Annotated in this window: 15 protein-coding genes and 1 riboswitch; of the genes, 10 read left to right on the forward strand and 5 right to left on the reverse strand. The window is 35.9% G+C overall.

Translation table 11 applies throughout. From position 1 onward, the window contains the following. The first annotated feature begins 39 nt into the window (after positions 1-39). Positions 40-666 carry an FMN-dependent NADH-azoreductase gene (locus tag G9F74_RS16135; RefSeq protein WP_000246726.1) on the forward strand — a complete coding sequence of 209 codons (627 nt, stop codon included), beginning with the start codon at positions 40-42 and terminating at the stop codon, positions 664-666. 59 nt (positions 667-725) lie between these two features. Here G9F74_RS16135 and G9F74_RS16140 read toward each other — a convergent pair whose 3' ends face one another. Then, positions 726-1,397: a transcriptional regulator YeiL gene (locus G9F74_RS16140; RefSeq protein ID WP_016107324.1), complete on the reverse strand. Its 672-nt coding sequence runs from the start codon at positions 1,395-1,397 to the stop codon at positions 726-728. 106 nt (positions 1,398-1,503) lie between these two features. Between G9F74_RS16140 and G9F74_RS16145 the strand changes: the two genes are divergently transcribed. After that, a complete protein-coding gene (locus G9F74_RS16145) occupies positions 1,504-2,199 on the forward strand; it encodes a YjjG family noncanonical pyrimidine nucleotidase (protein ID WP_000760213.1) in 696 nt (231 codons plus the stop codon). A 43-nt stretch (positions 2,200-2,242) separates the two neighbouring features. Here G9F74_RS16145 and G9F74_RS16150 read toward each other — a convergent pair whose 3' ends face one another. After that, the gene (locus tag G9F74_RS16150) at positions 2,243-3,472 is read right to left on the reverse strand and encodes a chloride channel protein (RefSeq protein WP_000185592.1); all 1,230 of its coding nucleotides are present in this window, start codon (positions 3,470-3,472) and stop codon (positions 2,243-2,245) included. A gap of 311 nt (positions 3,473-3,783) precedes the next feature. Next, a riboswitch (SAM riboswitch) is annotated at positions 3,784-3,888 on the forward strand. Positions 3,889-3,980: 92 nt separating this feature from the next. Between G9F74_RS16150 and G9F74_RS16155 the strand changes: the two genes are divergently transcribed. The 3 genes from G9F74_RS16155 (at position 3,981) to G9F74_RS16165 (ending at position 7,605) form a co-directional block, all read left to right on the forward strand. Then, positions 3,981-5,279 carry a bifunctional O-acetylhomoserine aminocarboxypropyltransferase/cysteine synthase gene (locus G9F74_RS16155; RefSeq protein ID WP_000504769.1) on the forward strand — a complete coding sequence of 433 codons (1,299 nt, stop codon included), beginning with the start codon at positions 3,981-3,983 and terminating at the stop codon, positions 5,277-5,279. Then, entirely contained in the window at positions 5,263-6,168 is a 906-nt protein-coding gene (gene metA / locus G9F74_RS16160; protein WP_001121528.1) for a homoserine O-acetyltransferase MetA, read from the forward strand. The genes G9F74_RS16155 and metA overlap by 17 nt, the downstream gene beginning before the upstream one ends. A 141-nt stretch (positions 6,169-6,309) precedes the next feature. Next, on the forward strand, positions 6,310-7,605 hold the full coding sequence (locus tag G9F74_RS16165; protein WP_000659113.1) for a homoserine dehydrogenase: 1,296 nt from the start codon (positions 6,310-6,312) through the stop codon (positions 7,603-7,605). Between the two features lie 170 nt (positions 7,606-7,775). Here G9F74_RS16165 and G9F74_RS16170 read toward each other — a convergent pair whose 3' ends face one another. Beyond that, positions 7,776-8,402, reverse strand: a complete 627-nt coding sequence (locus G9F74_RS16170; RefSeq protein ID WP_000943407.1) for a YczE/YyaS/YitT family protein — start codon at positions 8,400-8,402, stop codon at positions 7,776-7,778. Between the two features lie 98 nt (positions 8,403-8,500). Between G9F74_RS16170 and G9F74_RS16175 the strand changes: the two genes are divergently transcribed. The 5 genes from G9F74_RS16175 to G9F74_RS16195 are packed head-to-tail and all read left to right on the forward strand — an operon-like array spanning position 8,501 to position 12,966. Then, on the forward strand, positions 8,501-9,478 hold the full coding sequence (locus tag G9F74_RS16175; protein ID WP_016107323.1) for a LacI family DNA-binding transcriptional regulator: 978 nt from the start codon (positions 8,501-8,503) through the stop codon (positions 9,476-9,478). A 10-nt stretch (positions 9,479-9,488) separates the two neighbouring features. Continuing rightward, the gene (locus tag G9F74_RS16180; protein ID WP_002092964.1) at positions 9,489-10,370 is read left to right on the forward strand and encodes an SGNH/GDSL hydrolase family protein; all 882 of its coding nucleotides are present in this window, start codon (positions 9,489-9,491) and stop codon (positions 10,368-10,370) included. Continuing rightward, positions 10,367-11,284: an ABC transporter ATP-binding protein gene (locus G9F74_RS16185; protein ID WP_016107322.1), complete on the forward strand. Its 918-nt coding sequence runs from the start codon at positions 10,367-10,369 to the stop codon at positions 11,282-11,284. The genes G9F74_RS16180 and G9F74_RS16185 overlap by 4 nt, the downstream gene beginning before the upstream one ends. Further along, positions 11,277-12,269, forward strand: coding sequence for an ABC transporter permease subunit (locus G9F74_RS16190; protein WP_016107321.1), 993 nt, complete (start codon positions 11,277-11,279; stop codon positions 12,267-12,269). Before G9F74_RS16185 ends, G9F74_RS16190 begins: the two co-directional genes overlap by 8 nt. Positions 12,270-12,288: 19 nt before the next feature. Further along, positions 12,289-12,966: a uracil-DNA glycosylase gene (locus G9F74_RS16195; protein WP_016107320.1), complete on the forward strand. Its 678-nt coding sequence runs from the start codon at positions 12,289-12,291 to the stop codon at positions 12,964-12,966. A gap of 110 nt (positions 12,967-13,076) precedes the next feature. Here G9F74_RS16195 and G9F74_RS16200 read toward each other — a convergent pair whose 3' ends face one another. Together G9F74_RS16200 and G9F74_RS16205 are read right to left on the reverse strand one after the other, a co-directional pair. Next, complete coding sequence (locus G9F74_RS16200; protein ID WP_000953396.1) at positions 13,077-13,370, reverse strand: DUF3817 domain-containing protein; 294 nt, start codon at positions 13,368-13,370, stop codon at positions 13,077-13,079. A 211-nt stretch (positions 13,371-13,581) separates the two neighbouring features. Further along, positions 13,582-14,403, reverse strand: coding sequence for a Cof-type HAD-IIB family hydrolase (locus G9F74_RS16205; RefSeq protein WP_000221383.1), 822 nt, complete (start codon positions 14,401-14,403; stop codon positions 13,582-13,584). Positions 14,404-14,576 lie beyond the last annotated feature (173 nt).

Consider the following 14,576-nt stretch of genomic DNA (forward strand, 5'->3'; position numbering starts at 1 on the left):
ATATAACAACGTAAGAGTGAGTATTAGGAGGAAGAAATAATGGCAACAGTTTTATTCGTAAAAGCAAACAATCGTCCAGCGGAACAAGCAGTTAGTGTGAAATTATATGAGGCATTTTTAGCAAACTATAAAGAAGCACATCCAAATGATACAGTAGTAGAACTTGATTTATATAAAGAAGAATTACCATATGTAGGCGTAGACATGATTAATGGTACATTCAAAGCAGGTAAAGGATTTGATTTAACGGAAGAGGAAGCAAAGGCAGTAGCAGTTGCTGATAAGTACTTAAATCAATTTTTAGAAGCTGATAAAGTTGTTTTCGGTTTCCCATTATGGAACTTAACGATTCCAGCAGTATTGCACACGTATATTGATTATTTAAACCGTGCTGGTAAAACGTTTAAATATACACCAGAAGGTCCAGTTGGACTTATTGGAGATAAAAAAATCGCATTATTAAACGCACGCGGTGGCGTATATTCTGAAGGTCCAGCGGCTGAAGTAGAAATGGCTGTTAAATATGTAGCAAGTATGATGGGCTTCTTCGGTGCAACAAATATGGAAACAGTGGTTATTGAAGGACATAACCAATTCCCAGATAAAGCAGAAGAAATCATTACTGCGGGTCTTGAAGAAGCAGCTAAAGTAGCAAGCAAATTTTAATTGAAATTATAATCGCCACTCAAAGAAACAGTATTAACATAAACGTTAATGCTGTTTCTTTATAGTTTTAACTCATCAGCAAGTTTTTCTAATTGACTTCGATCTTGTATATAATATGTTCGGCCTTCTTTTTTTAAATAATTTTGCTGGCAAAACTGGTTTAATACGTATAAAAGGTGACGATAACTGACGTTTAAGTATTCTGAGGCTTCGGTATGTTTTTCGGTATAGCAATTATTTTGTTCTGTTAATAGAATAAACGCCGCTAATCGATTTTCGAACGGATAACTATTGTTTTTTGCATAACTTTCTGTTCGGGCAATTGTTTTTTCGCCAATGAATTTGCATAGTTTCTGTAAAAAGGTAGCATCTTGCAATAAAAGATGCTGACAATCTTTAAGAGGAAGTGCTAAGCAAATACAATCATCGATTACCTCAACTGCTTTAGTAAAGGATTCTACACCAATTAATCCTAATTCTCCAATGAACGAAGGTGCTTGAATAAAGTTAATTAATGAAACCTTTCCGTTTTTGTGACTCATATATATTTTTGCTTTCCCAGAAATTAAATAATAAAGATAAGGGAAATCAACCCCTTCAGTACATATCTTTTCTTTCTTTTGAAAGGAATGTAGCTCAGCATACGGTAAGACATCAAAAGAAAAAAGAGTGTGGAGATTGTAAGTTTGCATGTAATGAGAAATTTCTTCGTTGTTTTTGCTGACTTTCATATTTTCACCTCATATTTAGTATGAGATATCTCCTATTATTTTTACAAGAAAGAATGATACGATTTACTTAAATTTGTTTTTGTAGAAAAGAGAGTGTGAGGGGTTTATGAAAAAATATAAAACCTTGTTGTTTGATGTAGATGATACACTGTTAGATTTCCAGAAGACGGAGAAAGTGGCATTACGTATGCTTTTTGAGGAGAAAGGGATTCCTCTAACTAGTGAGGTTGAAGCGCGTTATAAAAAAGTTAATAAAGGTCTTTGGGATGTTTTTGAAAAAGGCGAAATCAACCGCGATGAAGTTGTAAATACACGTTTTTCCATTTTATTCAAAGAGTACGGGAAAGAAGTAGATGGGATATTATTCGAAAATAATTACCGTAGCTACTTAGAAGAAGGAAATCAACTCATACAAGGTGCATTTGAATTTATAAATCAAATTCAAAATGAGTATGATTTATATATAGTGACAAACGGCATTTCTAAGACGCAAGATAAACGTTTACGTAATGCAGGGTTACATTCATTGTTTAAAGGTATTTTTGTTTCTGAAGATACAGGTTTTCAAAAGCCGATGAAAGAGTATTTTGATTATGTTTTTGAACGGATTCCTAACTTTGCTTCTGAGGAAGGGCTTATTATTGGGGATTCATTAAGCGCCGATATTAAAGGTGGATATGTAGCGGGAATAGATACTTGTTGGTTTAATCCAGAAAAGAAATTAAATGATAGCGAGATTGTGCCAACATATGAAGTGCATAGTTTTGAAGATTTATACGCTCTATTGAAGCGGCATGTGTAACAAAAATAGGCAGTGGAATTTTTGTCCCTACTGCCTACTTTTATTAATTTGTAGTTTCGTTCCGTTTAGGAAGCGGAAATGCATTACCAATCGCTGCTGCCCCGAGCATTGGTAATAGTAAATTAAGCGGGAAAAACATAAGTAATAGCAAAGTTATAGCTATTGGCTTTCGTAACGCATAGCTCGAAATCGCTGTCGTTACGATGGCCACAGATGCTACTGGATCTATAGGAAGAATAGAAGCTATAGCGTATCCAATACTTGACCCTGAAAATATAATTGGGAAAATATGTCCACCACGCCACCCCGTATTTAAACAAACGGCAGTAATGCATAGCTTTAAAACTCCTGAAAGAAGTAGTATCCAAAAGGATAAATGCCCCCATTCAACAACTAATTCTTTTAATTGATGTTCCCCTGAAAATAATGTGTACGGAAGAAAAGTGCCTACAATTCCTAATAAAATACCACCGATAATTCCAAGTGTAATTTTGTACTTTGTAAAAGGATGAATTAACTTCTCTAATATGAATTCTAATTTGAAATAAAAGAAACCAATTATAGCACCAATACTAGCAAGCGGGAGAAATGCGATCCATTCATTGAAAGAAAGTGAACCTTCTCCAAAATCAACAATAAAGGATCCTCGATTATCGAGTTTACTCAGTAGTAAATAAACAGAAAAACCTGCAAAAGTAGTAGTTAAGTATACTATTGCTTTTTTTCCTTTAGAAAATTCGTTAATTTGCTCACTCTCATTTTCATTTGGGGCCAAGTAACCGAATAATGGTGCATTAAAAATGACACTTAAAGTAGCACCAATTCCAACCTCTGTTAGTTCATTCATTCCCTTTAAAGCAAATTTAAAGCGATCACCAACCCATGTGCAAAGTCCGCCAATAATTCCAACAAGTGCGGCTTCTGGACCGAGACTAGCCCCAAATATTAAGACAATAATCGCAGTTAAAGTAGCTTGATGGACAAAACGGTATTCAATCCTACCTGTTTTTTTATATTCATCCATAACCTCTGGCATAAGACGTGGATATGTACCAAAGTATTTTTGTGATAAACCAACAAGAATCCCGCCGATTGTGGTTACGCAAAGGGTGTAATAAGGGGGGGAAGAGAAAACGCTAGGTAAATAACCCCAAATAAAATGGATCCCGATATTTATCGTAACTAAAAATAGCCAGACTGTAGCGCCTACTATGGATCCTAGAAGAATGCCATATAAGACGATTATATAATGCATGTCTTTTGTATTTGTCATGTTATACCTCCGTTATGCAAGTTTTAGTAGGAAAAGGTTGCAGATGTTAGTGTGAAATGGATTGAATATGTATAGTATCTTTTTGAGAGGATTGCTTATTCAACATGTAGGGCGATTTTTTGAATTTATAGTTTAAGTTACTTATTTAATTTTATAGATTGATTTGAGTTTTTTAAAGGTCTTTTTTGAAATAGAATGGAATATATTTCTTTTGTTGCTTTCTATAAAACTGTTAACGTTTATTTTAGAACATTCGGAAAAATCGATTGACATTAGGAAATTATTGCTATAAAATCAACGGTAATTGCATAGTCTTATCAAGAAAAGGTGGAGGGACAGGCCCGATGAAACCTTGGCAACAGCCGTATAACGGAATTGTGCCAAATCCTGCAGGTAATAATCCTGAGAGATAAGAAAGAGCCTTTAGAGCGTGTTTTCAAACTGCTCCTTTCTTATTTTCAGGAAAGGGGCAGTTTTTTATTTTGTATAAAAGAAAGGAGAATGAGAGATGGGAGAATCATGGGGAAAAGGAACGATTTGTGTGCAAGGTGGCTATACACCAAAGAATGGTGAACCACGTGTTTTGCCGCTTTATCAAAGTACAACGTATAAATACGATACGTCGGATGATTTAGCAGCACTATTTAATTTAGAGGCAGAAGGATATATATATACGCGTATTGGCAATCCTACTCTAGCTGCATTCGAGCAGAAGTTATCAGATTTAGAAGGCGGTGTAGGAGCGGTTGCAACAGCTTCTGGGCAGGCAGCCATTATGCTAGCAGTTTTAAATATTTGTAGTAGTGGAGATCATCTTCTTTGTTCTTCAACAGTTTACGGGGGGACGTTTAATTTATTTGGAGTAAGTTTACGTAAGCTTGGCATTGATGTTACGTTCTTTAATCCAAATTTAGCAGCAGATGAAATTGTGGCACTTGCTAATGATAAGACGAAACTCATCTATGCAGAATCGTTAGGAAATCCAGCAATGAACGTTTTAAATTTCAAAGAATTTTCAGATGCAGCCAAGGAGCTGGAAGTACCTTTTATCGTTGATAACACATTAGCGACTCCTTATTTATGCCAAGCGTTCGAACATGGAGCAAATATTATTGTTCATTCTACGACGAAATATATTGATGGGCATGCAAGCTCTTTAGGTGGCATTGTAATTGACGGAGGAAATTTTGATTGGACAAAAGGGAAATATCCTGAGCTTGTTGAACCAGATCCAAGTTATCACGGCGTAAGCTATGTTCAAAACTTCGGGGCAGCAGCTTATATTGTGAAAGCACGTGTTCAGCTGTTAAGAGACTATGGAAATTGTATGAGCCCATTCAATGCGTATATTAGCAATATTGGCTTAGAAACACTGCATTTACGAATGGAGCGTCATAGCGAAAATGCTCTCGCAGTTGCCAAGTGGCTTGCTAACCATGAACGTATTGAATGGGTGAATTATCCGGGGTTAGATAGTAATGAAAATTACTCGTTAGCACAAAAGTATTTGAAAAAAGGTGCTAGTGGAGTTTTAACTTTCGGTATTAAAGGTGGATTAGAAGCAGCAAAAGAATTTATCGCAAATGTAAAACTAGCGACTCTCGTAACGCATGTAGCTGATGCAAGAACTTGTGTTATACATCCTGCTAGTACGACGCATAGACAATTAAGTGCTGAAGATCAGCGTTTAGCTGGTGTTACATCTGATTTAATTCGTTTATCGGTTGGTATAGAAGATGTTTCTGATATTATTGCAGATTTAGAAGCGGCATTAGTCGGAGGCAAACAACATGCCGATCATAATTGATAAAGACTTACCAGCTCGTAAAGTATTGCAAAAAGAAAATATTTTTGTAATGACGAAGGAACGAGCAGAAACACAAGATATTCGGGCATTGAAAATTGCTATATTAAATTTAATGCCAACGAAGCAAGACACAGAGGCACAATTACTTCGATTAATTGGAAATACACCGTTGCAATTAGATGTTCATTTGCTTCATATGGAATCACATCTGTCTCGTAATGTAGCGCAGGACCATTTAACAAGCTTTTATAAAACGTTTCGTGATATTGAAAATGAAAAATTTGATGGGCTCATTATTACAGGAGCACCAGTTGAAACTCTTTCTTTTGAAGAAGTAGATTATTGGGAAGAGCTTAAACGTATTATGGAGTATTCAAAAACGAATGTAACATCCACGCTTCATATTTGCTGGGGGGCACAGGCTGGTTTGTATCATCATTACGGCGTTCCGAAGTATCCCCTTAAGGAAAAAATGTTCGGCGTATTTGAACATGAAGTCTGTGAGCAACATGTGAAACTGTTACAGGGGTTTGATGAGTTGTTTTTTGCCCCGCATTCCCGTCATACAGAAGTACGAGAGAGTGATATTAGAGGGGTGAAAGAATTAACGTTGTTAGCAAACTCTGAAGAAGCTGGTGTTCACCTTGTTATTGGGCAAGAAGGAAGGCAAGTTTTCGCCCTCGGACATAGTGAATATAGTTGTGAGACGTTAAAACAAGAATATGAACGAGATCGTGACAAAGGGTTAAATATTGACGTGCCAAAAAATTATTTTAAACATAATAATCCAGATGAAAAGCCGCTTGTTAGGTGGAGGAGTCATGGGAATTTATTATTCTCTAATTGGTTGAATTATTACGTGTATCAAGAAACCCCTTATGTATTGTAAAAAAAGATTGTGTAACACGTGGCAACGTTTTCTTTGTAAGGATTACTCTTTATTTTTCCGAATGTTCAAAATACATTGTTTTTCAGATTTTTTACTCATATAATTTCATCTAAACACAATTTTTGAGGGGTGGACAGTATTATGAAAGAAATTCAGGTTGGTCTATTAGGTCTTGGGACAGTTGGTAGCGGTGTAGTTCGTATTATTACAGATCATCAAGAGCGACTTATACACCAAGTAGGTTGTCCAGTGAAGGTAACGAAAGTATTGGTGCAAAACATTGAGAAAGAGAGAGAGGTAGAGGTACCTTCTACTCTATTAACACAAAATGCAAATGAAATTTTAGATAATCCAAATATTGATGTTGTCATCGAAGTGATGGGTGGCATTGATGATGCAAAGGCATATATTTTACAAGCTTTACAAAGTGGGAAGCACGTTGTGACTGCAAATAAAGATTTAATGGCGTTACACGGAGCGGAACTATTAGCAGTAGCAAAGGATAATAAGGCTGATTTGTTTTATGAAGCAAGTGTAGCTGGAGGAATCCCGATTTTGCGAAGCATCGTAGAAGGACTTTCTTCAGATCTTATTACGAAAGTAATGGGAATTGTAAATGGAACGACAAATTTTATTTTGACGAAAATGTCAGATGAAGGGAGAGCATATAACGACGTGTTAAAAGAAGCCCAACAACTTGGATTTGCAGAAGCAGATCCAACATCAGATGTAGAAGGTTTAGACGCGGCAAGAAAAATGACGATTTTAGCTACTCTCGGTTTCTCTACAAACGTAGAGCTTGGAGATGTGAAAGTAAAAGGAATTACTTCTATTACAGAAGAAGATATTGAATATAGTAAGAGCTTAGGTTATACAATTAAATTAATTGGTCTTGCAAAGAGAGATGGCGAAAAATTAGAGGTTACAGTTGAACCGACTTTACTTCCCAATACACATCCTCTTGCGGCAGTGCAAAATGAATATAATGCTGTGTATGTGTACGGTGAAGCGGTAGGAGAAACGATGTTTTATGGGCCGGGAGCAGGAAGCTTACCGACAGCAACAGCGGTTGTTTCGGATTTGGTTGCTGTGATGCAAAATATTAGACTAGGGGTAACAGGAAATAGTGCTGTAGTCCCGCAATATCAAAAAGTATTAAAAGAGCCAGACGAAATTGTCGTGAAAAAGTTTTTAAGACTGCATGTAAAAGATGAAATTGGTGTATTTGCAAAAATTACTTCATTGTTCTCTGAGCGCGGAGTTAGCTTTGAGAAAATTATTCAAATGCCGCTTGAAGAGAAAGGGAAAGCAGAAATTGTAATTGTAACGCATCGTGCTTCTCTTGCGGATTACGAGTACATTCTACATACATTGCAAGGGTATGAAGAAATTGATTGCGTGAAAGCAAATTATCGAATTGAAGGGGATGCTAAGTAGTATCTCTTATCATAAAGTGAAACGGGGTGTCCATCCTAAGTTGATCATTAGTCTTCACCAATCGGGCATTTAGGGGAAGTTATCTCCCGCCTAACTTCTTTGCCTTTGCTGGACTTTGAGGTGGAAGTTTTACTGCCCACAAATAACGGGATAAAATAAAAAAGAGCCTATTAAGCAGCTTGCTTAATAGGCTCTTTTTTATTTAAAATCTGCGTACCAATTTGAATAAATGCTTGAATGATCCAACCTGTTGTAAAGGATAAGATAATTGTTCCAAAATAGATGGGTCCATCTAATAAGAAGCTTAATGTTAAAAATAGAAAAGCCAATGAAATCTCTGTTTTTCTAAACGTCCATTTTCTCTTCTCAGCAACTGTTAAAACGAAAGCTTCTTGAGGTGCTGCGCAAAGGTTTGTTGAGACATAAAGGCCAATGCCAGCTCCGACAAATAGATTTCCACAAATAAGTGTTATATATTTTGGAAGAGAGCGGATAGCGTCCATAATAATTGTAATGGAACCAATCCAGTCAACAAAAAGAGAAATAAGAATCATCGTTACAATTGTGCCGATTGTAATTTGTTTTTTATTCCAAAAGAGTACGATAAGTGTAAAAGCAAAGTTAATCATGAAAATCCAAAAACCAATACTTATCCCGAAATTTTGATATAGTGCAATAAAGAAGGAATCGTAAGGGCTAAGTCCAAAGGAAGTAATTGTCGTCATCATATTAATACCGATGGCGAGAATGAGTAAACCGCCAATAAAAAATATATATTCTAATTTGAATCGAAGCATAGTTGTATATCCTTTCTAAATGTATTTGCTAGGAAAGGATATATTGTGGAAAGCTTACCAGGTCAAGCGAGAATTTTTGAGGAGAAGGAGAAAATGAGATGACGAATATAAGAAAGATTGCTGAACTTGCCGGGGTATCGGTTTCAACCGTTTCACGTGTACTAAATAATCATCCATACGTGAATGAACAGAAACGAAAAGAAATTTTAGCAATTATAGAGGAATTGAATTATACGCAAAATGTGAACGCGATTCATTTAGTGAAAGGAAAAACGAATGTAATTGGCGTTTTATTGCCACACGTAAATGATCAATATTATAGTGCTATTATTGAGGGGATATCAAAAGAAACGGCAAAGAATAATTATAATATGATGCTTTGCCAGACAAATTACAGCGAAGAAAGAGAACTAGAAATTTTGCATATGTTAAAAATGAAAAAGCTTGATGGGGTTATTATATGTTCCCGTGCAAATAGTAAGGAGAAACTTGAAGAATATACGAAATTCGGCCCGATTGTTATGTGTGAAGAAATAGATTCGAAATGCATTTCAAGTGTGCATATTGATTACTACAAAGTATTTTCGCATGGGATGAAAAGCTTAATAGATGTCGGTCATACACGTATTGGATATTGCATTGGAAGAAGTAATAGCATTAATAGCCAAAGACGAAAGAAGGCGTATGAAGATTCGCTTCAACAGAGTATCGTAACACCGTTAGAGACCTGGAAATTTGAGGGCTGTTTTACAGTGGAAGATGGACGCAATGTAATTAGAGAATGGGCTCATATGTCAGTAAAACCGACGGCGTTCCTTGTATCTTGTAACCATATTGCAGCGGGGATGGTTACAGAAGCAAAAAAACAAGGAATTCGTATTCCAGAGGATATTACGATTATCGGGTGTGATGATCAAGAGGTAGCAGATATATTAGGTATAACAACAATTTCCCATCCTAGTAAAAATGTCGGGATAAAAGCGTTTGAATTATTATATGAAAAGATTAATGCAGAGAAATTAGATGTGAAACATATAGAGTTATTACCAAAGTTAGTAAATAGAGAAACGACGTGATAGGGAAGGTGTGAAAATCGCTTTTCAAAATTTCGTTTGGTATAATTATGGACAATCTAAGAGGGCTAAAAGGGGTTTTGACATGAGATCAAAAGTAGTAAAAGTAATCCTACTCATTACAATTGCATCTTTTTGTTTATTTGCATATGGCTTTGTTTCAGGTGTAAATGATGTATTAAATCCGAAAGCTTCAAGTTTAATTAAGAAAACGGATGTAGTAGCAAAAGAGAAAAAGAAAACGGGAACATTGCAAGTCGTTAGTTTAGGTGATTCGTTAACGCGCGGCGTTGGTGATAAAGAAGGCATTGGCTATATTGGACGAATGAAAGAAGATTTACAAAAAGATTATAAGCAAAAGGTTGCACTAACTAACTTGGCAGTGAGTGGTGCGAAAATGCCCGATTTATTAAAACAAATTGAAAGCAGCGGTGCTCAATATTCAATTAAGCAAGCAGATGTGATCGTTTTAACAATTGGCGGAAATGATTTATTTCCAGGCTGGGAATCGCTTGGAAAGATAGATTTAGAAACATACCGTCCTGATACGGAAACGTTCCAAAATGAAGCTAAGAAAATTATAGAACAAATTCGTAAGTTAAATACAGATAGCCCTATTTTTTGGCTAGGTTTATATAATCCTTTTGAAGATGTAGAAGATTTAAAAGGGTCTTCAAACATTGTTGTGGATTGGAACGCTTCTTTAGAGAAGTTAGCGTTAAATGATAAAAATGTATATATTACACCGACATTTGATTTATTTCAAAACCGTGGAAAAGATTTATTATACTCTGATCATTTTCACCCGAATGAAGTAGGGTACACATATATGGCAGAACGATTAGTTCAAAATGTTGTGAGTAAGTTAAAACTAGAACAAGGAGGGGTAAAATGACGATGATACTTTCCGTGCGAGACTTGAAGAAGGTAATTGGAAAGAAGACTCTTGTAGAGAATATTTCCTTTGATGTAAAGCAAGGAGAAGTGTTCGGGTTCCTAGGACCGAATGGTGCTGGAAAGACGACTACCATTCGAATGTTAGTCGGATTGATTAAGGCGACAGAAGGTACGATTTCTATCGGTGGTTATTCGATTAAGGAAAATTTCAGAGAAGCGATGCGTCAAATTGGGAGTATCGTTGAAAACCCAGAACTGTATACATATTTAACAGGATGGGAAAATTTAAAGCAATTTGCTCGTATGTTAGGTGATATATCAGATGAACGTATTATTGAAATTGCTCAAATGGTTCATTTGGATGAAAGAATTCATGACAAGGTAAAAACGTACTCACTCGGTATGAAACAGCGCCTTGGAATTGCGCAGGCGCTCCTTGGGAATCCAAAGTTGCTCATATTAGATGAGCCAACGAATGGTTTAGATCCAGCTGGGATTAGAGAACTTAGAGAATTTATACATAAGCTTGTGAAAGAAGAAAATATGAGCGTGTTTATTTCAAGTCACTTGCTAAGTGAAGTACAAATGATATGTGATCGTGTCGCAATTATTCATAAAGGAAAAATGATAACAGTTGCCAAGGTTGAAGAGTTAATTAAAACAGCAAGTGATCGTGTAGAATGGATTGTTACACCAATTTCTAAGGCGAAAGATATGCTAGAAGCGGCCGAGGAAGTAAGAGAAGTGAGTGTAGAAGGCGAGCGATTACTATGCCGCATGGATATTGCATCTATAAGTAGTTGGAATAAACACTTTGTAGAAAATGAGATAGATGTGCATAGCGTTAAGGAGCTTGTATTTACGCTAGAAGATTTATTTATTGAACTCACAAGGGGTGAGCAGCATGCGTGAATTTGCGAATCTAGTTTTAAATGAATCAGAAAAGATTTACCGTAAGAAACGTATTTTTGTTGTCATGCTTATTTTAGCAATATTAATCCCGCTTTTTGTGTATGCGCAGTATCGTGAAATAGAAACGACACAAAAAAGACTCGGTACAACGGATTGGAAAGTTTCATTACAACAGCAAATTGTTGATTCTCAGAACCGGTTGAACAATTCTAGGTTGCCAGAAGAATGGCGTGATTGGTTAAAAGTAAGAGTTGAGCAACAACAATATTATTTAGATCATGATATTAACCCGATGGCGCCGGGCGCACCGACTTTTGTCAGAGCATTTATTGAACAAGGAATTACATTGTTTATTCCGCTTCTCGTGATGATTGTCGCTATTGATATCGTTTCGGGAGAACGGAGTGATGGGACGATGAAGATGTTACTTACGCGGCCGATTCGGCGCTGGAAAATACTACTTAGTAAATACGTGACGATGTTATTTTTCATTTCGCTCATATTGCTTCTTGTAGGTTTGTTTGCTTACATATTATCAGGGCTTGTATTTGGGTACTCGGGATGGAATTTACCTGTTTTAACTGGATTTGTCATTGATAAGGAAACGTTAAATACGAACTTTGTGCACCTTATTCCGCAGTGGCAATACATCTTAATGGCGTATGGACTGGCCTGGTTTGTTGCTATCGTTGTCGGAACTATATCGTTTATGGTTTCTGTTTTAATTCGCAATACACCAGCTGGTATGGGTGTTATGTTAGCTGCATTAATTGCAGGTGGTATTTTAAGTTCATTTGCAACGTCTTGGGAAGGCTCAAAATATATTTTTAGTGTGAACCTATCATTAACGGATTATTTATCAGGAAAATTACCTGCATTACAAGGTTTATCGATGGGATTTTCTTTGATGAATTTAACTGTTTGGGCAGTTGTTTCCCTTATTATTTCGTTCGTAGTATTTACAAAACAGGATATGTTGAATTAATTAGACAGGAAGTGACAGTATGGAAAATGTTTTAAAAAATGATTGGGGGCCGTTATTGGCACCAGAATTTGAGAAAGAATATTATCGCGAATTGGCTAATTTTTTGAAAGAAGAATACAGTACACATGTTGTTTATCCAAAGATAGAAGATATTTTTAACGCTCTAGAGTATACAAGTTATGAAAATACAAAGGTCGTTATTTTAGGACAAGATCCATACCATGGACCGGATCAAGCGCATGGTTTAAGCTTTTCTGTGCAACCCGGTATTAAAACGCCACCGTCGTTGTTAAATATGTATAAAGAACTTCGAGATGAATATGGGTATGGCATTCCAAATAACGGTTATTTAGTAAAGTGGGCAGAGCAAGGAGTTTTATTATTAAATACTGTATTAACAGTTCGGCAAGGTGAAGCAAATTCTCATAAAGGAAAAGGATGGGAGCATTTCACTGATCGTGTAATTGAGCTATTAAATGAACGTGAAAAACCAGTTATTTTCATATTGTGGGGACGCCATGCACAGGCGAAGAAGAAGTTTATTACGAATCCAAATCATCATATTATCGAATCTGTACATCCAAGCCCATTGTCAGCAAGACGTGGTTTCTTTGGAAGTAAGCCGTACTCTAAAGTAAATACGATTTTAGCTAATATGGATGAGAGAGAAATTGATTGGGAAATTCCAAATTTGTAAAGTGAAACTTTAATCAGTGGGGGTTTTGTTCACCCCCTACTGATTATCAGCCCTCACCAATCGGGGTAAATAGAAAAGGTAGTTAACAGTCGTTAACTACCTTTTTATTATCATTGTTGCTCGTTCTTTAATTTTGCATCTAGTACAAACGTACCAAATGGGATAACTGATGAAACGAATGCTCCAAGTGCCCATAAAATTGATTTACGGTGTACGATTGTTACTTGAATGACTGCAAAGATGAATAGAATAAATAGAACACCATGAGCCATGCCTGTAATTTTAACAGCTGTTGCAAATCCTGCGAAGTATTTCAATGGCATTGCTACAAATAATAGTAATAGGAAAGAAATCCCCTCAACTAGTCCAATTGCTCTTAATCGTCCGATTGGTGTAGATAACATGTAAAGTAGCCTCCTTTAACGTATGCTTGTTTATAGTAAATTTGTATTCTTTTTCAAAATAAAATAGTCTATTTTGTTTCATTATATACAAAAAGAAAGTTTACACTACGAGAATAGGGAAAAGTTCAAAATATAGTCACAAAAGCACGAGAATTTAAATAAAAACCTATTTGAAGTGTTTGACTTCAAATAGGTTTTATGAATGAAAATATTAAACAAGTACTTCTGTTTTTAAAACGAATTTCTCTACAACTTTTGCAACGCCATCGTTCATATTTGTATCTGTTACATAGTTTGCAATTTCTTTAATATCATCAGGTGCATTGCCCATTGCAACGCCAAGACCAGCAAATTCAATCATTGCTTGGTCGTTATAGCTATCGCCCATTGCGATAACTTCTTCACGCTTAATGCCAAGCTTTTGGATCAGTTTGTTTAAGCTCGTTCCTTTTGTAACACCGGCTTCTGTAAATTCTAAGAAGAATGGTTTCGAACGCATCACGCTTAATTGGCCTTCTAGTTGTTTTTGTAGTTTCTTTTCAACTTCAACAAGACGTTCAGCCTCTTTATTCATTAATACTTTTACTACCGGCTCTTTAACTGCGGCTTTAAAGTCATCTACTACAACAATTGGCATACCAGTAATATCGCCCTCAATTTCAGTATAAGGGTTATTTTCTTCCGTTACGATATCATCGCCCATATAAGTATGAATCCATACATCTTCAGTTTTACTAATTTCAAATAGGTTGTGAACGATTTCGGGAGATAGCGTACTACTAAAGATTTCTTCGTTTGTTTTACAGTTAATAATTTTTGCACCATTAAAAGATAGAATGAAACTGCCGTATTCTTCTAAACGAAGTTCTTTGGCTACATTGCGCATACCAAACGTTGGACGTCCAGAAGCAAGTACAACCTTTACCCCTTGCTCTTGTGCAGTCATTAAAGCTTCTTTCGTACGAGGTGAAATAGTATGGTCATCACGTAATAAAGTATCATCTAAATCTAAAACAATCATTTTATAAGTCATATAGAAAATTCCTTTCTTTAATTGAAATCAAAATACATGTTCATGAAGATGTTGAGGAATAATAGTAAGACATCAAACCTCTTTGAAAAGAAGTAGATAAATTATTATGAGTGTGTTGCTCATAATATTGGTTAATAATCATTGGGGATGAATAAAACCCCAATGATTAAAGT

The sequence above is a fragment of the Bacillus sp. EKM202B genome, assembly GCF_011066025.1.
Lineage (GTDB): Bacteria > Bacillota > Bacilli > Bacillales > Bacillaceae_G > Bacillus_A > Bacillus_A toyonensis.